This window comes from Lederbergia galactosidilytica (assembly GCF_017873565.1).
In the GTDB taxonomy this organism is placed as follows: Bacteria; Bacillota; Bacilli; order Bacillales; family Bacillaceae_C; genus Lederbergia; species Lederbergia galactosidilytica.
In genome coordinates this window covers 15,992-37,594 of record NZ_JAGGKH010000026.1, presented here as the reverse complement: position 1 = coordinate 37,594, position 21,603 = coordinate 15,992, and the positions used below count along the sequence as shown (strand labels likewise).

23 protein-coding genes are annotated in these 21,603 nt (G+C 37.1%); 10 read left to right on the top strand and 13 right to left on the bottom strand.

Annotation, left to right across the window (positions count from 1 at the left end; all coding sequences use genetic code 11):
* Nucleotides 1-142 precede the first annotated feature (142 nt).
* The gene (locus tag J2Z23_RS19850; RefSeq protein WP_057987496.1) at nucleotides 143-364 is read left to right on the top strand and encodes a DUF1128 domain-containing protein; all 222 of its coding nucleotides are present in this window, start codon (nucleotides 143-145) and stop codon (nucleotides 362-364) included.
* Between the two features lie 489 nt (nucleotides 365-853).
* Here the strand turns inward: J2Z23_RS19850 and J2Z23_RS19845 are convergent, their stop codons facing one another.
* Entirely contained in the window at nucleotides 854-2,458 is a 1,605-nt protein-coding gene (locus tag J2Z23_RS19845) for an aminotransferase class V-fold PLP-dependent enzyme (RefSeq protein WP_057987495.1), read from the bottom strand.
* Nucleotides 2,459-2,731: 273 nt separating this feature from the next.
* Nucleotides 2,732-3,304: a glycerol-3-phosphate acyltransferase gene (locus J2Z23_RS19840; protein WP_057987493.1), complete on the bottom strand. Its 573-nt coding sequence runs from the start codon at nucleotides 3,302-3,304 to the stop codon at nucleotides 2,732-2,734.
* Nucleotides 3,305-3,725: 421 nt separating this feature from the next.
* On the opposite strand from J2Z23_RS19840, the gene ehuB reads away from it, so the two are divergent.
* The 4 genes from ehuB to ehuA all read left to right on the top strand — a co-directional run bounded on the left by ehuB (nucleotide 3,726) and on the right by ehuA (nucleotide 7,205).
* Nucleotides 3,726-4,616, top strand: coding sequence for an ectoine/hydroxyectoine ABC transporter substrate-binding protein EhuB (ehuB, locus tag J2Z23_RS19835; RefSeq protein ID WP_057987491.1), 891 nt, complete (start codon nucleotides 3,726-3,728; stop codon nucleotides 4,614-4,616).
* Nucleotides 4,617-4,856: 240 nt separating this feature from the next.
* Nucleotides 4,857-5,519 (top strand): ectoine/hydroxyectoine ABC transporter permease subunit EhuC, encoded by a 663-nt coding sequence (gene ehuC / locus J2Z23_RS19830; RefSeq protein ID WP_274380126.1) that lies wholly within the window; start codon nucleotides 4,857-4,859, stop codon nucleotides 5,517-5,519.
* Nucleotides 5,516-6,226 (top strand): ectoine/hydroxyectoine ABC transporter permease subunit EhuD, encoded by a 711-nt coding sequence (gene ehuD / locus J2Z23_RS19825; protein WP_057987489.1) that lies wholly within the window; start codon nucleotides 5,516-5,518, stop codon nucleotides 6,224-6,226. Before ehuC ends, ehuD begins: the two co-directional genes overlap by 4 nt.
* Nucleotides 6,227-6,383: 157 nt before the next feature.
* Nucleotides 6,384-7,205, top strand: coding sequence for an ectoine/hydroxyectoine ABC transporter ATP-binding protein EhuA (gene ehuA, locus J2Z23_RS19820; protein ID WP_057987487.1), 822 nt, complete (start codon nucleotides 6,384-6,386; stop codon nucleotides 7,203-7,205).
* A gap of 235 nt (nucleotides 7,206-7,440) precedes the next feature.
* Here ehuA and J2Z23_RS19815 read toward each other — a convergent pair whose 3' ends face one another.
* Nucleotides 7,441-7,953: a type 1 glutamine amidotransferase domain-containing protein gene (locus tag J2Z23_RS19815; protein ID WP_057987484.1), complete on the bottom strand. Its 513-nt coding sequence runs from the start codon at nucleotides 7,951-7,953 to the stop codon at nucleotides 7,441-7,443.
* 269 nt (nucleotides 7,954-8,222) lie between these two features.
* Between J2Z23_RS19815 and J2Z23_RS19810 the strand changes: the two genes are divergently transcribed.
* A complete protein-coding gene (locus J2Z23_RS19810; RefSeq protein ID WP_057987482.1) occupies nucleotides 8,223-8,675 on the top strand; it encodes a flavodoxin in 453 nt (150 codons plus the stop codon).
* Between the two features lie 85 nt (nucleotides 8,676-8,760).
* Here the strand turns inward: J2Z23_RS19810 and motB are convergent, their stop codons facing one another.
* From motB to J2Z23_RS19765, 9 genes are all read right to left on the bottom strand, one after another.
* Nucleotides 8,761-9,546, bottom strand: a complete 786-nt coding sequence (gene motB, locus J2Z23_RS19805) for a flagellar motor protein MotB (RefSeq protein ID WP_057987480.1) — start codon at nucleotides 9,544-9,546, stop codon at nucleotides 8,761-8,763.
* A complete protein-coding gene (gene motA, locus J2Z23_RS19800) occupies nucleotides 9,539-10,333 on the bottom strand; it encodes a flagellar motor stator protein MotA (RefSeq protein ID WP_057987478.1) in 795 nt (264 codons plus the stop codon). The genes motB and motA overlap by 8 nt, the downstream gene beginning before the upstream one ends.
* Before the next feature lie 92 nt (nucleotides 10,334-10,425).
* A complete protein-coding gene (locus J2Z23_RS19795) occupies nucleotides 10,426-10,803 on the bottom strand; it encodes a DnaJ family domain-containing protein (protein ID WP_209974930.1) in 378 nt (125 codons plus the stop codon).
* A 164-nt stretch (nucleotides 10,804-10,967) separates the two neighbouring features.
* Complete coding sequence (gene hmpA, locus J2Z23_RS19790) at nucleotides 10,968-12,188, bottom strand: NO-inducible flavohemoprotein (RefSeq protein WP_064468322.1); 1,221 nt, start codon at nucleotides 12,186-12,188, stop codon at nucleotides 10,968-10,970.
* A gap of 228 nt (nucleotides 12,189-12,416) precedes the next feature.
* Nucleotides 12,417-12,554, bottom strand: coding sequence for a hypothetical protein (locus J2Z23_RS19785; protein WP_165589647.1), 138 nt, complete (start codon nucleotides 12,552-12,554; stop codon nucleotides 12,417-12,419).
* The gene (locus J2Z23_RS19780) at nucleotides 12,536-13,912 is read right to left on the bottom strand and encodes an extracellular solute-binding protein (RefSeq protein WP_057987472.1); all 1,377 of its coding nucleotides are present in this window, start codon (nucleotides 13,910-13,912) and stop codon (nucleotides 12,536-12,538) included. The genes J2Z23_RS19785 and J2Z23_RS19780 overlap by 19 nt, the downstream gene beginning before the upstream one ends.
* Before the next feature lie 43 nt (nucleotides 13,913-13,955).
* Nucleotides 13,956-14,810 carry a carbohydrate ABC transporter permease gene (locus J2Z23_RS19775; RefSeq protein WP_064468321.1) on the bottom strand — a complete coding sequence of 285 codons (855 nt, stop codon included), beginning with the start codon at nucleotides 14,808-14,810 and terminating at the stop codon, nucleotides 13,956-13,958.
* A 20-nt stretch (nucleotides 14,811-14,830) separates the two neighbouring features.
* Complete coding sequence (locus tag J2Z23_RS19770) at nucleotides 14,831-15,751, bottom strand: carbohydrate ABC transporter permease (protein WP_057987470.1); 921 nt, start codon at nucleotides 15,749-15,751, stop codon at nucleotides 14,831-14,833.
* A gap of 272 nt (nucleotides 15,752-16,023) precedes the next feature.
* Nucleotides 16,024-16,998: an AraC family transcriptional regulator gene (locus J2Z23_RS19765; RefSeq protein ID WP_064468320.1), complete on the bottom strand. Its 975-nt coding sequence runs from the start codon at nucleotides 16,996-16,998 to the stop codon at nucleotides 16,024-16,026.
* A 385-nt stretch (nucleotides 16,999-17,383) separates the two neighbouring features.
* Here J2Z23_RS19765 and J2Z23_RS19760 point away from each other — a divergent pair, with 385 nt between their 5' ends.
* From J2Z23_RS19760 to J2Z23_RS19750, 3 genes are all read left to right on the top strand, one after another.
* On the top strand, nucleotides 17,384-17,833 hold the full coding sequence (locus J2Z23_RS19760) for an RrF2 family transcriptional regulator (protein WP_057987468.1): 450 nt from the start codon (nucleotides 17,384-17,386) through the stop codon (nucleotides 17,831-17,833).
* A 319-nt stretch (nucleotides 17,834-18,152) separates the two neighbouring features.
* Nucleotides 18,153-19,385: an aminopeptidase gene (locus J2Z23_RS19755; RefSeq protein WP_057994821.1), complete on the top strand. Its 1,233-nt coding sequence runs from the start codon at nucleotides 18,153-18,155 to the stop codon at nucleotides 19,383-19,385.
* A gap of 351 nt (nucleotides 19,386-19,736) precedes the next feature.
* Complete coding sequence (locus J2Z23_RS19750; RefSeq protein WP_057987465.1) at nucleotides 19,737-20,252, top strand: acyl-CoA thioesterase; 516 nt, start codon at nucleotides 19,737-19,739, stop codon at nucleotides 20,250-20,252.
* A 29-nt stretch (nucleotides 20,253-20,281) separates the two neighbouring features.
* On the opposite strand, the gene J2Z23_RS19745 is transcribed toward J2Z23_RS19750, so the two are convergent.
* Nucleotides 20,282-20,422 (bottom strand): hypothetical protein, encoded by a 141-nt coding sequence (locus tag J2Z23_RS19745; protein WP_165602820.1) that lies wholly within the window; start codon nucleotides 20,420-20,422, stop codon nucleotides 20,282-20,284.
* Nucleotides 20,423-20,530: 108 nt separating this feature from the next.
* Between J2Z23_RS19745 and mreBH the strand changes: the two genes are divergently transcribed.
* Nucleotides 20,531-21,538, top strand: a complete 1,008-nt coding sequence (gene mreBH, locus J2Z23_RS19740) for a rod-share determining protein MreBH (RefSeq protein ID WP_057987463.1) — start codon at nucleotides 20,531-20,533, stop codon at nucleotides 21,536-21,538.
* The last annotated feature ends 65 nt before the right edge of the window (nucleotides 21,539-21,603 follow it).

Sequence of the window (21,603 nt, the reverse complement as noted above, 5' to 3'; positions counted from 1 at the left end):
AGCTAAACGAAACATCCTTTTCCGCTTTATTGCTTAGTGTCAGGGTATTCTTGTTTCCTATCTAGACTTTCTGATATTTGACAATTTTTAAAAGTCGTGAAAAGATATGAACGATAGTTACATAGGGAAAGGATGAAATGGGATGGATTTATCACAGAACACACCAGAAAATATTGAATATATGGTCAATCAAATTGTAACGAAAATTAAAATGGTTAATGCCAGTGCGATCCAATATACAGATATGGGGTCGGAAGAATTTGAAGAATTAAAAGAGATTTATGAGATGGTTTTAAGAAAAAACAACTTCAGTCCAAGAGAAATGCAGGCATTAGCCGAGGAATTAGGTCGTCTTCGGAAATAGCCAATTAGCGGGCACCGGGCTTTCTAGTTGCTTAAAATTGTACAACCTCAATAAACAAGCTCTATCAGTGGGGGAATGGCTCCGTTCTTGTGGAATCAGGTAAAACAAAGGCTTACTGTATATACTTTTTAAAAAAAGAGGTTGAGACATAACTAAAATGCTAAGCTGCAAAGGCGAACAACCCATGGCCTAAGGAAAATATACGTAGACCTTCTGCGGGAGTATGGTATCGGTGAGCTCCCGTAGTGCGACTTAAGGATGAAAGGCTAACCGTGGGCATCCTGCCGACAGGCTTAAAGTGCAACTTCCTGTTGCTTCACCTGCACTAGTACATCCTTGTACGTAGCAACGTCTTCTCGACCAACTTTCTTTTGGCTTGAAGCTTACCAACCGCCCGCGGAAAGTCTAGTATATTTTCGGAACTGCTCATATGCATTAGGGTAGTTCTTTTTTCTTTGGTGAGAACATTTTTGTCTCAGCCCCTTTTTATTAGAAAGAATAATCGCTTAATATCGTGGCATCCTCCTTATCTCTGAATCTGGATAAAAGTTCAAGCAGCTTTTTTATATCTTTTTCCGATATTCGATTCATACATGAAATTTGCAGCCAATTCCTCTTTTGTAAATAGCTACTTTCATAATGAAGGAGAAAACCATTTAAAAAGAGATTATCGCCAATCGTTTTTGCTTTCTTTTCTTCTGAAAATTCAATTGTCATAATAAGAGAAGCAGCAACTTCAGAAGGAGCTAATACCTTCCAGCCCATTTCCTCGATTACATTTCTAATTTTCTCAGAACGGTTTTTTATTTGATCATATACATCATTAGGCTGCTCATACTTTTTCAATGCTTGAGCAAGCGCCTCAACTAAATTGGATGATTGGGTATAAGGGACTCCACCCGCTTCCACATATGAGCCTAAGTCTAAATATCGCGGCAGACATAGGCTTGGCCTCACCTTTTCTTGATGGAAAACGAAAGATAGTCCTGTATAGCTTCCTAATGTTTTTCCGCTTACACCTGAAGCAAAAGTGACACCTTCTAAATTAAGTGGAACAGCCCCTAAAGAACTAACACAATCCACACAAAGCTTCAAGTTATGCTTTTGGCTGATTTCTTTTAAGGATTCCAGATTGTTTAACACTCCTGTTGATGTTTCACAATGGACAGTCCATAACCATTGATACTCCTTCTCTTCGATGAGCGCTGATATTCGCTCATATTGAAAGGCCTCTCCCCATTCCACTTCATAATGATCACACGATAGTTGCCAACGCTGCGCATGATCCTTCAGTCTATTGCCAAATTCTCCATTAATCAAAATTAACCCTTTTCCATTCAGTAATGACAATTGCCCTGCAATCACATCATTGGCTAATGTCCCTGTTCCATGAAAAACCTGAACATATTGGGCTTTGGTTAATGTTGTAAGCTGTTCTTGAATATAAGTAAGCTTGTGATCAAATTCTTTGGATCTATGGGAATATGGACTACTTAAAAAAGCTGACTGTACTTCATCCACAATCGTAGCCGGGCCAGGCATAAAATTAACTGGTTCTTTTAAAATTTTCCCAATATCGGATGCTTCAAAAATAGCTTTCGTTAAATACATAGGCTGAAAAGCCGCTTTGTCATCTCCAGTTAAATAAGCGAAAGGTTGAAAGCCTAGATGCTTATAAAGTTTCTGTTGCCTCGTTGTTCCAGAAATAATCGCCGCATCATAACCCATTTTTAAGCAATAGCGAATAAGGGCCTGTGTTAATCCTACAAACACCCTTCCATTGCGATATGCCGGGTCGACGGCTAGAAGTCTAATCTCACAAAGATTTTCAACTTGTACTGGAAGATGTTGTTCCACTTTTCCTATTTTTTGGTCTAGAGAAAAAGGGCGTTGATTTCTCACACAAATCATGCCAATCACTTGTTCTTTTCTCAAACCAATGATATATGTATTTTCTTCATGGAAACGATCACGCAATTTTTGACTTGAATTTTCTCCATGTTGTGGAATTTCTTCTACAAATGTTTGATAGTTTAATCTTTCTATCTGTTCAAATTCCGCGGGATGATCCGCTATTTTAAAGAATAGGCTCATAATCTATTGTCCCCTTCTCCCAAAATTTTCTCTTTAAAGTGGATTTTCAAATTTATCTTTGTTTTCCACTGTCTTCGAATCACAAAACCCATTTTTATTTTTTATCTCGAAGATCAAACAATCTACATGACATACTAATATGAAAAGCGCTGACACCTTTCTATAGGAAGTATAGCTAAATGCACGCAAAATGTGGATGAACTCACAAATTTTCGGGCCTGCTAGCCAACTTATATGTTTTTTATCTTCTTAAAAAGAAGGGAATCTAGAATTCTATTTACCTTTCTTTTGCAGATACTCTTTTATATTCTGCCGATGGGCAAATATTACAATTACAGAAATACAAGCACATAACACAATTGCTGGCAGTTGATAGATAGAGAAGGTCATTATAATTGGATACGATAAAACTGCCACCATCCCTGCCATTGTCAAACTCCTCATAAGTAAATAAAAACAAAGAAATATCAAAATAAATACCATAAATAAAACAGGTTGAAAGACGAGAAATCCTCCAATAAAGGTGGACATCCCTTTCCCTCCATGAAAACGAAAAAAGATCGGAAAGATATGTCCTATGATAACCAAGGATAAGGCGGCAACCTGGACACTAGGAGAAAAATCAAAATAGCGACTAATGAGGACAACTATCCCCCCTTTTGCCGCATCCCCAAGAAAGGTAAACACAAAAGCTGATTTCCCAAAAATCCGGCCTGCATTCCTCGCTCCAGCGTTCCCGCTACCCTCTTTATAAAGATTTTTTCGATAAAAGGATTTTGCAATAATTTGTCCGGTTAATAGATTTCCTAATAAATAGGCAAATAAAAACAGTATTATTTCGCTCATAAGTAAAATCCGTTCTTTTTTTTCATCATACCATGAAATTCCAGTCCATCCTATACAAGATTTAGATTTTTCTATCGGCCCATTTTAAAAATAAAATTTATAGAATTATTTTAGATTTTTAACTTATTGATTAAATTATTGTTGGGACTAAGATAGAAAATTGTCAATTCCTGTTTCCATATTGTGAAAACTTCGTTATTTAAAGGATACACGATCATAGTGGAGCATGTTTTATCATCAACCAGACTACATCATCTGATCACGTTATATACCAGCTTATTATGAATTATTGTAAAATTCCACGTTTGAATGAATTTTCTTAAATCAGTAGTATTATAAGTGCCTGCGTGGGGAAGATATCTTTTTTGAATATTGTCTCATGCAAATAACAAGTTTCTTATCACTTAGGAGGTTTAGGTTTTTGAAGAAATCATTACTTATGTATGTATTAGGAATGGCTCTTATCCTGCTTACAGCATGTGGGTCAAGTGAAGCAGGTGGGGACAAGGAAGATGAAGACAATTCATTAGCCAAATTGAAAGAATCTGGTAAGGTGACAATCGGTTTTGCTAATGAAAAACCATATGCTTATCAAGATGAACAAGGGGAATTGAAAGGCGCTGCCGTCGATATTGCCAAGGCCGTATTTGCCGAATTGGGGATTGATGAAGTGGAAGGTAAGTTATCCGATTTTAGTCAACTTGTATCAGGTGTCAATGCAAGACAATTCGATGTTGTGACAGCCGGTATGGCGATCCAACCAGACCGTTGTGAAAATGTCGCCTTCGGAGAACCGGAAATGCAATATGGAGAAGGGCTTATTGTGCAAAAAGGAAATCCTGCCAATATTAAAAGTTACAAAGATATTGCTGATAATCCTGATCTTGTAGTTTCGGTGATGGAAGGTGCAACAGAGAATGGCTTTTTACAACAAGAAGGTGTAGATGAGAAGCAAATTCAAAGCGCCTCTGATATTCCCGCAACTTTCGCTGCAGTTGAATCTGGCCGTGCAGATGCAACAACAGGAACTGAAGCTACAGTCCGGATGGCCTTAGAATCCGCTAACTCAGATAAGCTTGAATTTGTCGAGGATTTTGAGCAACCAGATATTGAAGGTGTTCCGAGCTATGGAGCTGCTGCTTTTCACCCTGAGGATACTGAACTCCGAGAAGCTTATAATGAAGCATTAGCAAAATTAAAAGAGGATGGAACTGTAGGAGAAATTCTAGACAATAATTATTTTAGTGGGGAAGCCAATAGTGTACCCGATTCAATTACAACCAAAATGGTTTGTAGTGGAGAAGTTCAATAATTTTATATTCATATGAGGTTTAGGCAGTGTTCAAAAAGGAGGATAAGCGGAAGTGGATGCTGGCATCCTGCTAAAGCCAACACGGGGCACATCTGCATTTAATCAAAGATCCCACTACCCATAGTCATTCTTACCAGACTTTTTGAACATTCGCTTATACATGCAAAAACTCCACAGGGTTCTGCTCCCCTACCTAGGGAGGCAGACCCTTTTCAATTCACTACACAAGGAGTGATTATAATTAATGCCATTATCGAAATTTTCCCGGTATTAATGAAAGGACTTAAAGTAACAGTTACCGTACTCATTTTTTCTGCCATACTTGGGTATCTTTTTGCTTTCATTACCGGTCTATTACGTTCTTCCAAATATTTTATTATTCGTTTTATCCCAAATATTTATGTTGAAGTTTTTCGTGGAACTTCTTTAATTGTCCAACTTTTTTGGTTTTATTATGCCTTTCCCATGTTATTCAATTTTCAATTGGGTAGCGATTTAGTGGCAGGTGTGTTAGCGATCTCGCTAAATTATGGGGCCTATATGTCTGAGGTTGTTCGGAGTGCGATCATATCAGTCGATAAAGGGCAAACAGAAGCTGCCACTGCCCTTAATATGACATCCTTCCAAAGGATGCGGTTTGTCATTCTCCCGCAAGCAGTCCGGATGATGTTACCAGAGTTTGGCAACTATCTTATTCAAATGTTAAAAGCCACTTCACTCGTATCCCTAATAGGCATGACAGATATTCTTTATCATGGTGACATATTACGTAGTACAAACTTGTCTATGGCGCCAACGATTTATATTGTTGTTCTATTATTCTTCTTTATTTTAGCGTTGCCATTAATCTTTCTTACTCGCAAGATGGAGAAGTTCGCAAAGAAAGGGGTGGCTAGTCCATGAATTGGAAATCGGATTTATTTTATGAAGCAATCCCTGTCGTGACAAAAGGATTGTATATGTTAATTGGGTTAACTTTTACCTGTTTCTTGTTTGCCCTCCTTTTCGGCTTTGTCTGGGTATTTCTAAAAAGAATCCCTTTCAAACCACTTAATTGGGTTGTAACTTGGGTAATGGAATTCATTCGCTCAACCCCACCCCTTGTACAATTATTTTTCATTTTTTATGCCTGGCCAATGGTTCCACATGTCGGCATGACTTTAAGTCCTTTTACAAGTGCTGTACTTGGTCTCGGTCTTCATTTCAGTACGTATATAGCTGAAGTCTACCGTACAGGGATCGAAAATGTGGATAAAGGGCAATGGGAAGCAGCGAAAGCATTAAATTTTACAACATGGAAAAAGTGGAAAAAGATTATTTTACCGCAAGCAATTCCACCTACCATCCCCATGTTAGGAAACTATTTAATCATTCTTTTTAAAGAAGTACCCCTCGCCGCAACTATTGGCGTTTCTGAGATCTTGCATTTAGCAAATGGATTTGGTGCCCAACATTTTAGATATCTAGAATCTTTAACATTAGTGGCGCTAATCTTTTTAATTCTCAGCTATCCATCTGCTTTATTAGTCAATGCACTAGAAAAGAAATTAAATCGGCGTTTTGATAAAAATGCGGCAATCAAAAGAACAAAGGCACAAGTTTCTGCTTAAAATGAATGCAAAAAATTGTGGGGGACCTAGCTATTCCATAAAGTGTAGGGAGTCGAAAATTATCCTTTGCTCTCCATTGTTCAGCGGGAGAGTGAAGAGCTCCCATTGATTAATATTATCTATTATTTCCAAAACAAAAATAGGAGTGATGGCGTAAATGTCAGAAACAGCTTTAAAAGAAAAGATTCTTTCTTCCCCATCGCAAGATTCCATTCAACCGATCGCAAGTTATAAAGATGTGTACAAATCATTTGGGGAAGTCGATGTATTAAAAGGAATTGACTTAGAGATTAAACCAGCTGAAAAAGTAGCCTTAATTGGCCCCAGTGGTTCCGGTAAAACAACGATTATCCGGATGTTAATGACTTTAGAAGAGCCGACAGCTGGAGAAATCATTGTGAACGGACAGAATCTTTGGCATATGGAAAGAAGAAGAAAACTTGTACGAGCGAATGAGAGTCATTTACGAGAAGTGCGAGGGGATATTGGGATGGTGTTTCAACATTTTAATCTCTTTCCTCATATGACAATTCTTGAAAATTGCATGTCCGCTCCCATCCATGTTAAGGGTGAATCGAAAGAAATGGCTAGGGATTATTCAGTAGAAATGTTAAATAAGGTAGGACTCGGTGATAAATTGGAGAATTATCCAAGTCAGCTTTCAGGTGGACAAAAACAACGAGTAGCCATGGCACGTGCCTTAGTAATGCGACCAAAAATTATGTTATTTGATGAAGTGACCTCTGCACTAGATCCTGAACTTGTTGGCGAAGTTTTAGAGGTAATTCGCCAAATTGCCAAGGAAGGAGAAATGGCTATGGTCCTAGTCACCCATGAAATGGATTTTGCTCAAGAAATTGCTGATCGAGTTGTGTTTTTAGATAATGGAGTAATTGCAGAACAAGGGACACCGGATGAAGTATTAATGCATTCTGAAAATGAGAGACTTGTTAGTTTTCTAAGCCGTTTTCGTAGTTAGAGATTGAAACAATGGATACACTACGGTGCGTTCTGTCTTGCTTTGTAACACTATCAATATTAAGAAAAAGGACACTTTTGATGTATGATGTCAAAAGTGTCCTTGTTATTTTGTAAAAATCAACTTCCATGTAGACCAACTCACCCGCGGAAAGCGAGTCTCTTCTTTGGAAACTACCGTATCTTTGCCCCAAAAAAGTAGTTCATTTTCTCTTTGAAACAGCCCAGTATACATTTTACAGTAATTTTAATGATTCACGGTTAAAAGCAGGAATATCATCTGGTGTACGGCTTGTTACAAGTTGATTGGAACAAACTACAACCTCTTTATCGTGAAAATTAACTCCTGCATTTTCGAGATCCACCTTAATAGATACATAACCAGTTGCATCACGGCCATCCAGTGATTTTGCGGTAATCAATAATTGCGGACCATGACAAATGGCAAAAACAGGTTTTTTAGCATCCATAAAGGCTTTGGCAAATTTAACAAAACGTTCATCGGCCCTTAATTGGTCAGGTGAAAACCCGCCTGGAATAAATAAGGCATCAAATTCATCTGGTTGTACTTCATCAATACCTTTATCAATCATGACTTCTGCTTGTTTATTTTTGCCCTCTATTTTCTTTCCTGCTTCCTTTTCAATTGTCACAACTTCATGTCCCGCTTCTTTAAATGCATCAGCTGGCTCTGTATACTCTGAGTCCTCAAACATATCTGTCAACACTGTAGCGATTTTCTTTCCCATTCCTATCAACTCCTTCAAAAAATATCATCACTTCTATCTTTCCCGAATGAACTAGATTAAAACTTATCCATCATTTTCACTTGTTTGTCATGATTCCCAACACATATATCTGCTAAAATATATATGGCAGCAACAAAAACGCAAGCAGCATAGATGATGGTATGGAGCAAATCTCGTGTTCTTGATATATCAATATCTCTCCCTCTACCTTTATTTTCACAAGCTTGCTCAATCCGATAATATTCTATCTCCAGAGGAAGAGTGGGTGTATGAAAAAGATTATTATTATATATACAAGCACAACAGGTAGCACAGAGGCAATTGCTGAGGCAATTATAGAAGAATTAAAACAAAATAATGAATTAGATTTAACTGTCAAAGACTCGTTTGACGCTACTCCCGCCGAATTGCATGAATATGATGGGATTCTTATTGGGACATATACTTGGGATGGTGGTGTGGTTCCTGATGAGTTTATGGATTTTTATGAGGAACTAGATGAGGAGGATTTAACAGGTAAAATAGCTGCAGTCTTTGGCTCCGGCGATTCTTATTATAGGTATACTTATGGTGCAGCACTTAGCCTCTTCTCAAAGAAATTATCCGAACTAGGAGCTGAAATCGTCCTACCAAACTTTTTAATCGAACTATTTCCTGAAGATAAGGATCTTGCTTCTGCGCAGCAATTTGCCAAACATTTTAGTCAGACACTTCTTATATAAACAAAAGCATCGTGCCGGCAAAACCGTTACACGATGCTTTCTTAATGTTCGCCAATGATTTTTTTATTAAATTGGTAAAGATTTTTTACTCATCTGATTTTACTCTAGGTAAAATAAGCACTTCCACTCGTCGATTTTGGGCTCTACCAAGCTCTGTATTATTATCCGCTATCGGTTGATATTCACCAAAACCCTTTGCGCTAAACCATCTAGGATCAAGTTCTTTATCTTCCAAAAGAATTTTCATAAAATTAATTGCCCTCATCACACTTAGTTCCCAATTGGAATCAAAATTCGCACTGCCGATTGGAATATTGTCTGTATGACCACTAATAATAATATTGCGGGGGGGATCCATTTCTAGAAATTTCGCTAATTCTCTTGCAGTGCCTTTATCTTCCTCCCGCACCTCGGCCTTACCAGATTCAAACAAGACATTATCTCGAATGGTCAGCAATAATCCTTCACCTGTTAGGGAAGTAACAAACTTATTATTAAATTCATTTTCTTTAATATATGAATTGATTCTTGCTTGAATTTGTTCTAATTCTTTTTGTTCTTCTAAATCGAGAATAGGCTCTTGCTTTTGTTGCTCATTTTCTTGTTCAGATGCCGCTCCTGCGTCAGAGTCATCTTTACTATGATCCTCATTTTCGACAGGATTCTGATACTCTATTGGTCCTGTTCCCCCAAGAAAAATACCATTGAATACTTGGGACATTTGCTGAAATTTCTGTGCATCTACACTACTTGAGGCAAATAAAACGATAAAGAGTGCTAATAACAATGTCAATAAATCAGAATACGGTAAAAGCCAAGATTCATTTACCTCTTGCTCTTCTCCTCTTTTTTTCCGTTTACGTCTAGCCATTTTGCATCTCACCGCTTTCCTCTAATATTTCTTGCCGTTCAGAAGCAGGAAGATAAGAGGACAACTTTTGTTCAATGATACGTGGAGCTTCTCCCTCAAGGATCGATAGAATACCTTCCACCATCATACTCTTCAAACGAATTTCTTCTTGAGATTTAATTTTTAGCTTATTAGCAAAAGGATGCCATAGGACATATCCTGTAAAAATCCCTAACATCGTTGCAATAAATGCAGCAGAAATGGCTCTTCCCAATTCCTCTGTATTGTCCATATTCCCTAATGCGGCAATTAATCCAACCACGGCACCAAGAACACCTAAAGTTGGGGCATATGTACCTGCTTGCGAAAAAATTTGTGCTCCGGAATTATGCCTTTCCTCCATTGCATCGATTTCTTCATTCAAAACATCTCTTATGTAATCTGCATTTTGGCCATCCACTGCCAAATTCAATCCATTTCTCATAAATGGATCTTTTACATCGTCAAGCTGTGCTTCCAAAGCTAGAAGTCCTTCTTTTCTTGCTAATTGCGCAAGCTCAGAAAATTCCATGATAACATCTTTTGCTTGGTAGCCTTTCTTTTCCTTAAAGATAATACCGAATAATTTCGGCACCCGTTTAATCTCGGAAGTTGGAAATGCAATAACTACACTAGCCGCCGTTCCGACAATGATAATTAATATCGCCGCTGGATTGAGCAGGGCAGAAATACTAACACCTTTCATAACCATTCCTACTCCAACAGCTACAATTCCCATTATTAATCCAATAAGTGTTGTCTTATCCATCTGTTTCACCCTAAACTTTAATAAAATGTCTTACTGTATATATCGACAACATTTTACATTATTGAATCCTTTTTCCATTTAATGTCTATCTATTATTTTAAAAATTTATCTTCTATTTCATCTTGATATTTTCTAAATACACTTGAGTTGGTTTTCTTGCGTTTTTTCGACATAAGGCGATTGTACTCTAATAATTTCTGATTTAGCTGATTTCCTAAATCTTCTTTTTCCATTTTATTTTCGGAATGGCGAATTAAATCTTCTATGGACATGATCTCTTTCTTAACATCCATTTCATCAGGAGAAAAACCAGCATTTTTCATCATTCGATAGGCCATTTTCAAATCATCGGGAATTCCTTTCAATGGATCCGGTGGCAATGGCTTTCCTGCCCCAGGTAAATGGTCAAAAGCGCCCTCTTCATAAGCCTTACGAATTTTTTCCTCTGTCATATGACTAAATCGATCCATATGATCGCCCCCAGTCTTATCTTTATTCTAAGTATAACGTTTCCTTCATTTCAAGCGCTAAACTGTTTATGTCGATTTTCCAAACGCTTCATTCACAGTTGTTCTTTATGTTTTAGAAGTAAAAAAACACCCCGCAAAATTGCTTACAGGGTGTCTATCTTCTATTAAACTGCCGCTGTTTCTTTCGTAATTTCCATCGCCGGTCCAAAGAATTCATAACGAATATTTTCTTTCGAAACTCCAATATTAGCGAGCATTTGGACAATATTTTTCAGAAATGGAACAGGACCACAAACATAGCACACAGTATTGTTAGCGATTTTATCTTTTAAAAATTCTTCCGTGATATAACCGATGAAATGATGATCTCCATCTGGATTTGTTGGTTTTTCATAACCGTAATAGTAAGTGCCTTTCTTCAATTGCTTTACAAGGTTTTCTGCATCTTTTGCAAATGCATGAACTTCTTCATTTCTCGCAGAATGAATAAAAGTCACTGCTCGATCTGTATCAGATTGTACTAAAGTATCGAGCATGCTCATCATTGGTGTAAGGCCAACTCCTCCACTAATAAGCGCGATTGGTGCCATTTCCTCTTCAACTAAATGGAAGTCGCCTGCTGGTGCGCTCACTTCGATTTGATCACCGACTGAAACATGATCATGAAGATAATTCGAAACTTTTCCATTTGGCTCAAAATCTTTCTCTTTTTTTACAGAAATTCTGAAATATTCCCTACCAGGTGCAACTGAAAGACTATATTGACGGTTTAATGTGTATTTTTCCCCAGGTATTTGCACACGGATCGTAATATACTGTCCTGGTGCATAATTTGGGATAGACATGCCATCAGCTGGTTGAAGGTAGAAAGATGTAATTACTTCGCTTTCTGGTATTTTATCTATTACCTTAAACGGCTTAAAGTCCTTCCATCCCCCTGCTTGTTTCTCAGCTTCATCATACATCTCTTCCTCAATTCCAATAAAGGCTTGAGCAATAACCCCATAGGCTTCAGCCCATGCCTCAATCACTTCATCTGTCGCAGCATCGCCTAGCACCTCTTTGATCGCTTGTAAAAGATGTTCCCCAACAATTGGATAATGCTCAGGTTTTACCCCTAAACCTCTATGTTTAAAGGCAACCTGTTGAACAGCTGGAAGTATTGCTTCTAGTTGATCAATATTCTTTGCTGCTGCGTAAACCATATTTGCCAATGCTGTTTGTTGACGGCCTTGAGATTGGTTCGCATGATTAAAAATATTTAATAGTTCTGGATGATTAGTGAACATATTTTTGTAAAATACGGAGGTAATGTTCACTCCATGAGTTTCTAATACAGGAGCTGTTGATTTTACAATTTCGATTGTTTTTTGTGAAAGCGTCATTTGAATACCCCTTTTAACATGTATTTTAAATATATCTTTACTGTATAACAGCCTATTTTCTAAAGCAATATTTTAAATACATGTTTAAAAAAACTGTCACAAAGATGACTTGGAATGTTCAATATAGTGATTCTCTTATATGATCAAAAGAGTGTCCTCAGTTTGTTACTTACTAATAAGAAAAAGAAAGAGGTGTCCCCTCCTTCTTTTTCTACCATTATTGACTTTTCAGTCGTTCGCTCGTTTCTGTTGTGTTTTATCTAATGCCTCTTTGCACCACTCCTCCACTTCCGTTGATAATGAGAAGCCTTGTTCACCGACCCTCACGAATAACTCTTTAAAGACCATCATCGATTTTTTAGCCATTCGGTGCTTTCCTTTTGTGCCTTCTCCAATGCTTTTTCAGCACTCCTTTCGCCCGTAAGTGCTGCTTCAATTTCAGAAGATAAAATGTATCTTGGTTGGGAAGAACCCCACGGATATCTTGGTGTCCATGGTGTGCTCATTGCTTCAAGCGTTGGTAGCATTAGTGTATCTTTTTCTTTTACACTTTCCCACTCATTGGCAGATTTTACAGCAGGCATTGCACCAACCTCTTCAAAAATATATTTTTGTGTGAAGTCACTAGTAGCGAATTTTAGCCATTCCCATGCCAACTCTTTATTTTTACTATCTTTTGCAATTGTGATTGGACTACCAGCAAATAATCCACCTTTTCCATCCTCATTCTTAAATTCCTGAACAATTCCGATTCGATCTTCAAGCCCTTGTGCATAAGCTTGCTTAACCAAATTACCAGGACCCTGATTTAACATAATGGCAATATTATTGTCTTTTGTTAACCATTTTTCGTTTCCTTGGTTACTCACGATCCCCTTCGGTGCATATTCTTGCATATCCAATAACCAATTTAAACCATTTAACATTTCTGGTGAGTCAAACTCGAATTCGATTTCATCCCAAGCAAAACCTGTTCCCCACTGTCCATTTTGTCCTTCAGCAGTATTTATAAGTCTAAAGGCGGAATCATAATCTCCTCTAAACCATATACCGTAGTTTTGCTCACCTGTTTCAGGATTAGTCCCTGTCATTTGCTTCGCTTTTTCTGTAATTTCCTCCATTGTCGGGTACTCAGATAAGTATTCTACTCCCCATTGATCAAACAGTTCCTTATCAAAAGCGATAAATCGTGCATCCCCGAGAAATGGTAAGCCCCAAATTTCCAGTTCATTACTATCAGGACCTAATGCTTTCCAACCATCCACTTGGTTATCAATAAAAATATCTAAATCAAATTCCTCATCTTCATCAATATAAGACTGTAGCGGTTCCAAGACACCTTGAGGAGCATAGTCTGTTACACCAGGCATTTGATAGACATCTGCCTCACCTGAAGTAATCATTGATTGTGTTTTCTCTGTGTATCCTTCCCATGGCATGAGGATAAACTCCACTTTCGCACCTGGATGTTGTTTTTCAAATTCCTCTTTTAACACCGTTAATCCTTGTGTTTTTTCACCTGTAATTGGGTCTGTTGAGGATTCCATTCCAAAATCGCCAATCATTTGCACCTTAATTTTCTGACCTGACCATTCTCCCTCAGTAGTTTTTCCCGAATCAGTTGATGGCCCCCCCGAGCTTGAACTACAAGCAACAAGGACCGTCACCATTATTGTCATAACAAAAAGCACGACATAATTCCTTTTTGTAAACATATTTTTCATTAGCTTATTCCCCCCTTATATTTACCTTAAATAAGGCCTAAAACTATTCTCCTTTTACTCCACTTAAAGCAATACTTTGAATGACATATCTTTGTAAAAACAGATATAATACAACGATTGGGAGAATACTAACCGTAGCTAATGCCATGGTAAGCCCTCCTAAACTTGTTCCATTTTCAAGAGAAAAGCTTGCTAGATAAAGAGGGACCGTATGTAAATCCTGATTATTTAGAACAACTAACGGCCACATAAAGTCATTCCAACTCCAAATGAAGGCGAGAATAACCATTGTTGCTGCGATAGGACCTGCGAGTGGAAGATAAACTCGAAAAAAAATTTTGAACTCGCCTCCCCCATCCATTTGGGCAGCCTCTCGTAATGTGTCGGGCAATTGATCAAAAAACTGTTTACACAGAAAAATGAGCATCCCATTAATCAGAGTTGGAAGAATTAATGGCCAAAATGTATTTAATAAGCCCACTTTATTGAATAATGTGTATAAAGGAATGAGCCGTGGCTCGATTGGAATCATCAATGTACATAATACGAGAATAAAAAGAATTTTTTTCCCTTTAAATTTTCCTTTAGAGAAGGCATATCCGGCTAATAGAGAGGAAGCTACACCTAAAAACACGGAACTAATCGTCACCATACCTGAATTTATATAAGATTGAATTAATCTTCCGTTTTCAAATACAATTCCGTAGTTAAATGGTGACGCTTCTTCTGGGATTAAGCGTGGTGGAAACGGCATTGTAACGTTTGCTGTTCTATCAAAACCAACACTCACCATCCATATAAATGGAGCCATTAATATAACTCCAAAAATGAATAAGATGATAAATCTCGTCCAGTCTGATAGATTTTCTATTTTCTTATTAGCCATACTATTGATCATTTTGTTTCCCCCTCTCTTGATTATAATTTCATTTTCGAGACTTTTAGATTAATAAATGTGAATACCAGGATAATCAGGAACATAATGTATGTTGCTGCGGAAGCAATTCCAAATTCAAAGCCCGTGAATCCCCTTTCATAAATAAATGCCCCCATCGTTTGCATAGAACGTGCCGGACTTCCACTCGGCCCACCTAAAACATAAACCTCGTTAAATCGCTGGAGAGCACCAATCCAACCAGTGATGAGTAAAAATGCAAAGGTAGGAGCCATATTCGGTACAGTTATAAAAAGCCACTGTTGGATTCCATTTGCGCCATCAATTTTGGCCGCTTCATACATTTCCGTAGAGATCGCTTGCAAATTGGCTAGACAGATGATGATAACAAAACCAATCCAATGCCAAACAGCCAATAAGATCACACCCCACTTAGAAGTAGCGGGAGATGAAAACCATCCCGGTGTCGGCAAGCCTAAAGTATCAAGGACATAGTTGGCAATTCCCATCTCTGGATGCAAAACAAACGCAAATATCATGGCAGCTGCAACAATGGAAGTAACATTTGGTAAAAAGTAGATGACTTTAAAAAAATTCTGCCATCTTTTCGTTGAATTGATTAAGGATGCAAAGATAAATCCTAAAGGGATCGTAATAATTACTTGAAAAATACCAATGAAAAAGGTATTCCAAACGGAATTCCAAAAAGGACCAGAGGATAATACGTTTTTAAAATTAGAAATGCCAATAAACTTTTCAATCGTCCCATTAGATTGATAAAAACTCAACCGCAAAGATTCGAATATTGGATAAACCATAAATAATAAAATCCCCAAAAAGCTTGGAATAAGAAAAAGATACCAAACAATGCTAGAATTTGTTCTATTTTTTCCTATTTTTTGCTTACTTGTTCTTATGTTTGTTTCCGTCTGGCTATTGATCATGTTATTCTCCTTTCTGCTTAAGACACCCTCTTTACAGTCGAATTCTCAAATTCTATGGAACATATTTCGTTCTTCTTGATATGCTACCGCTTTCAAAAAAGACTTGCCTTTGGACATTAATAACATTTTCCTTCCCTTTTTGATTTGTAAGTGATTATAAACTGGGCTTCAATCTATTCCTTTTTCCTATAACTAAATTGTAATGAAATAATAATGATGAAACATAGATATAATTGTGGTATTTCAGAGTAAATTTGCCTCTCGTTGCTTTCCTACTCTTGTGAATAGTCTGATAGAACCACTTGTTTGTACGTGATATCTCGACTTTTTCTATTGGAAATTGAATTTCTTATTCCATTTCCAGTAAATTTTACTGTAGTTTTATTCCGATACTCACTAGGTGTCATGTTAACCTGTTTTCGAAACAAGCGACTAAAATGGGAGGAACTTTCGAAACCTGATTCTAAGCCGACATCTGTAATCGATTTATTTGGATAAATTTCTAGTAAATACTTGGCTTGATTCATTCGCCGACTCATTAAATATTGCATAACCGTATATCCTGTTACCTCTTTAAAAATACGTGACATATAATACTTACTAATATGTAGATTTTCAGAAACATCATCTAAAGAAATATTACTCGTAAAATGCTGATCTATCCAAGATTTAATCCGGTTTACATGTGATTCCTTTTCGGATTCAAAAGAAGACATATTGGTGACACTAAACTTACTTAGCTTGTAAATCTCAATTAAAAGTTGAATAAGGATCACCGCAATTTCAGCTTCTTTTAAGCGACAATTTAACTTTCTTTCATTGATATTTGTCAGGTTATTAGGCTTTTCAGAACTTAACTGAGCAATCATGCCTATTTGTCCCTCTATTTCTCTTAATAGTTTTTTATCTTCACAACGAAACATCATATTATTTAGTTTATTAAATGGGTCTAATAATTCAGGAACATTTAAACGATTTAATATGGGATGAATCCACTCAGCTGAAAATTCAATTACACTACGAATATACGGCATAGTAGGAAATGGATTGGCACGATGTAATGTCATCCCATTCATGATGATAATATCGTTTGGTTTCAACTGATAGATTTGATTGCCAATCAAATACTTACAGTTACCACTATGAAAATAGTATATTTCAAACTTTTCATGAGAGTGAAAATCAAAATCTTTTTCCGAAAACATATTGTCTTCTATCCGATAGAAAGCCTTGACTTTCTCAGCCATTTTCCTATTCCCCCTCTTCGTATAATGTTCACCTATTAGATACTTTTTAGTTCATTAAAGGGAACTCTTAACCTCCTTTTTGAGTAGATATTTTTACCTCTTTTGTCTTTGTGTTTCATTCGCTTTTTACTACTTAATTGCTAAATTTACTCAACCAAGCACATTATATCTCACAGTCCTTGTTTAAATTTGTATAGTTCTGTCGAAGGCATCAACTCTAAGGGATAGCAATAATCCATTGATGACATAATCTAAAACCTTGTCTCTCTATTTAAATATGGATTTCGCTAAAGCATAAGATCTGCCTCGTTTTGAAATTGAACTATCTGTACTTTTCTTTTACCGAACTAAAAAATATCTGTATAATACAGGTTAGGTGATAATCATGAGATTAACGAATTATACAGATTATGCTTTACGTGTTTTAATTTATTTAACAGCTAAAGAGCAAGATCAACTTTCTACCATTTCCGAAATTGCCGAGGCTTACGATATATCAAAGAACCATTTAATGAAAGTTATTCATGAACTAGGGAAATTAGGGATTATTACGACCATTCGTGGCCGTGGTGGTGGGATTAAGCTTGCCCTTCCGCCAGAGGATATTAATATCGGTGCGCTTGTGCGTGAAACAGAGGATGATTTTAAATTAGTCCCTTGTTTTGAAGAGGGGAATCATTCTTGTGCGATTTCTCCTATTTGCGGTTTGAAACATGCACTAAATAAGGCGTTAATTGCCTATTTGCAAGTTTTGGATCAATATACATTAGCCGATATTGTCGTCCAACCTGATCGTTACCGTGCCTTACTTGGAATGAATCAATCTCATTTATAAGCTGAACCACTCGATTTCGGTAATTTAGATTTTATCTAGATTATCTTTCGAAGGGTTCTTTTTTAATATGTGTTAACTATGCGGTCTAATTTTTAGGACGACACCAAAAGTGAAATGCTTGCTATTGGCAAATATCTACAATTTTACATTACGGCCAAACAACATTATAGTTTTGCGGACTTCCACGTTCTTCTCACTTTTATCTTTTAAAGCTAATCATTCTCCTTCAATAGACATTTGTATAAAGTTGGATATATTTTCTATCATTGTTAAAATATAATAGGGGTAAACTACATATTTTATATAAAGGAGAATGGCTATGTCTAGTTTTCAGGAAAACTTAGAAAAATATGCTGCATTAGCTGTCCAAGTAGGGGTTAATGTTCAAAAAGGGCAAACTCTTGTGATCAATGCTGCGATTGATACGGCCGAATTTATTCGTCTTGTTGTGAAAAAAGCTTATAAAGTAGGAGCAAAAAATGTTGTAGTCAACTGGAATGATGACATAATTACCAGATTAAAATATGATTTGGCACCTGATGAGGTATTTACTGAATACCCTATGTGGCGGGCAAAAGAAATAGAGGAGCTTGCTGAAAATGGGGCGGCTTTTATGTCTGTAGTATCTTCTAGTCCTGATCTTCTAAAAGGAGTGGATTCTTCAAAAATTGCCAATTTCCAAAAGGTTGCAGGAAAAGCAATGGAAAAATATCGCCAATATATCCAATCAGATAAAGTTAGTTGGACAGTGATCGCCGCTCCTTCAAAAAATTGGGCGCAGAAAGTGTTCCCTAATGCGACTCCTGATGAGCAAATTTCGCTACTTTGGGAAGCAATTTTTAAAGCAACACGGGTGGATACAGAAGATCCCGTTGCCGTATGGAAAAGGCATGATGAAACACTTCATGAAAAAGTCGACTATCTTAATCGAAAGCATTATAAAAAGCTCCATTACAAAGCCCCTGGTACAGATTTGACGATCGAATTGCCAGCAAAACATCTTTGGGCTGGTGCAGGCAGCTTGAATCAAAGTGGACATGAATTCATGGCTAATATGCCAACGGAAGAAGTCTTTACGGTTCCCGAAAAAAAAGGGGTGAACGGTTATATTTCTAGTACGAAACCTTTAAGCTTTGCTGGAAATATTATTGATGAATTTACGATCACTTTTGAAAATGGACGGATTGTCGATACAAAGGCAAAAGAAGGCGCTGAAATTTTAAAACAATTAGTGGAGACTGATGAAGGTTCCCGCTATCTCGGCGAAGTTGCTCTTGTTCCACATAGTTCCCCTATCTCGCAAGCAAACATATTATTTTATAATACTTTATTTGATGAAAATGCCTCCAATCATTTGGCAATTGGTAGTGCGTACGCCTTTTGTATAGAAGGCGGAAAAGAAATGTCCCAAGAGGAATTAGCTGAGAATGGTTTAAACTCTAGTATTACGCATGTCGATTTTATGGTTGGTTCCGCTGAAATGGATATTGACGGTATTACTGAGGATGGAAAAATTGAACCTGTATTTCGCAATGGAGAATGGGCATTTTAAGAAAAACAAGCGCTTTTGAAGAATGTAGGATTGTTAAAGCCACAACGTCTTGGTGACAGATTCAAACAGCAACATCTGTCGTTAGCACCTATGAGCTTCAGGGGGCCAGAGATACTTTCCCCGATCACAGTACTGAGGCTGGGACAAGGATGTTTTCGCTTAGGAAAAGTCCGAACTACTAGCGCGAAAATAACAATATACTTCGCTAAGGTAATGCATTGTTCGCTTTTGAGGCTTAGTATTTTAGTTATGTCCCATCCTCTTCTTATCCCATTCATAATAATTGGCATTTCATGATTGACTTTTAGGTATTAAGTAAGATCAGTATGCCAAAAATTGGAGTTGTCGACAATGGAACAAGTAAAGAAAAAACCTATGAAAGAAACCCTAACCATTAAAACTAGCCATGTTTTTCCACCTGATGCTAATCATCTCGGGACTTTATTTGGCGGTAAATTAATGGCTTATATCGATGATGTCGCTTCAATTGCAGCGATTAAATTGGCTAGAAATCCTGTTGTTACGGCCTCAACAGATTCCGTTGACTTTATAAAACCGATTAAAATCGGGGATTCTGTGACATTAGAAGCGATTGTCACATGGACTGGCAACACTTCTATGGAAGTATTTGTAAAAGTGATTGCTGAGCAATTACTTACCGGAAAAAAAGCAGTCGCCGCTTTATCCTTTTTGACATTTGTCGCACTTGGAGAAGATGGAAAACCTACTGTGATTCCAGAAGTATTCCCGGAAACAGACGAAGAGAAGTGGCTTCATCAAACGGCAAGTCGGAGAGCTGCCCATCGGAAATCAAGAAAACAAGAAAGTAAAGATTTAGTAGCCTTTTTCTCCCATAATTTTAATTGATCACTAAACTTTTCCAAAAGGAAGCTTTGTTAATAAAAGAGCTTCCTTTTTTGTAACATTTTTACAGCACCGTTAAATTTTGTTAACAGAGAAACGAGTATTTTCTCCCCTTTGCTTGTATTCCCAAGGACTTCTTCATTTTTCATTTGTAACATAACAGTTTTTACCAATTTCTCCCACCTGTTTTTCAAGAAAATATTCTTTATACTATATTTGGTGAACCATTATGAACTATTTGGAGATTACATACAAATTTATGAGATAAAGGATGAATGAATATGTTTGGTAATGCAGAAATCGGAATTGACCTCGGGACAGCCAATGTCCTTGTTTATACAAAAGATAAAGGAATTGTTTTAAATGAACCTTCTGTTGTGGCCATCAATACACAAACCAAACAAGTATTAGCGGTTGGAACAGAAGCAAAAAGTATGATCGGAAAAACACCTGGAAATATTGTAGCTGTAAGACCATTACAAGACGGAGTCATTGCTGATTTTGATATTACTAGCCAATTATTAAAAGCTATTATCAAAAAAGCTGGCAAATCAATTGGGTTTTCTTTAAGAAAACCAGATGTTGTTGTTTGTACTCCATCAGGAGCTACTTCTGTTGAACGTAGAGCAATCCAAGATGCAGTTCGTTCTTGTGGCGCTAAAAATGTTCATCTAATAGAGGAGCCTGTAGCGGCTGCGATTGGTGCCGGGCTTCCAGTGGAAGAGCCCATTGCCAATGTAATTGTTGATATAGGTGGTGGCACGACCGAAGTTGCAATTATTTCTTACGGGGGTGTTGTAACTTGCCATACAATTCGTGTTGGTGGAGATCTATTTGATGAGAGTATCATCCAACATATAAGAAAAAAGTATAATTTATTAATCGGAGAATTTACAGCAGAAACCATTAAGGTGGAAATTGGCTATGCTTTAGTTGAGCATGAAGAAAAAAACATGGATATCCGAGGAAGAGATTTAGTCACTGGCCTTCCTAAAACTGTCAATCTAAGCTCCTATGAAATTCAAACAGCTTTAAAAGAGTCATTGTTAAATATTTTAGAAGCAATTCGTGCGACTTTAGAAGAATCTCCAGCAGAATTAAGTGGAGATATTGTTGAAAGAGGTATTATTTTAACTGGTGGAGGTGCCCTCTTAAACGGAATCCAAGAATGGCTTGGAAAAGAAATCATTGTTCCTGTTCATCTTGCACCACATCCATTAGAGTCTGTCGCTATCGGTACTGGCCAAGCTCTAAAATTCATCCATAAACTTACACCAGCTCGAAAATAATCGGAAACTGGAACTGCACGCGGGTCACATTCTATATATAAATTAAGGTCAGCCCCATATGGAAT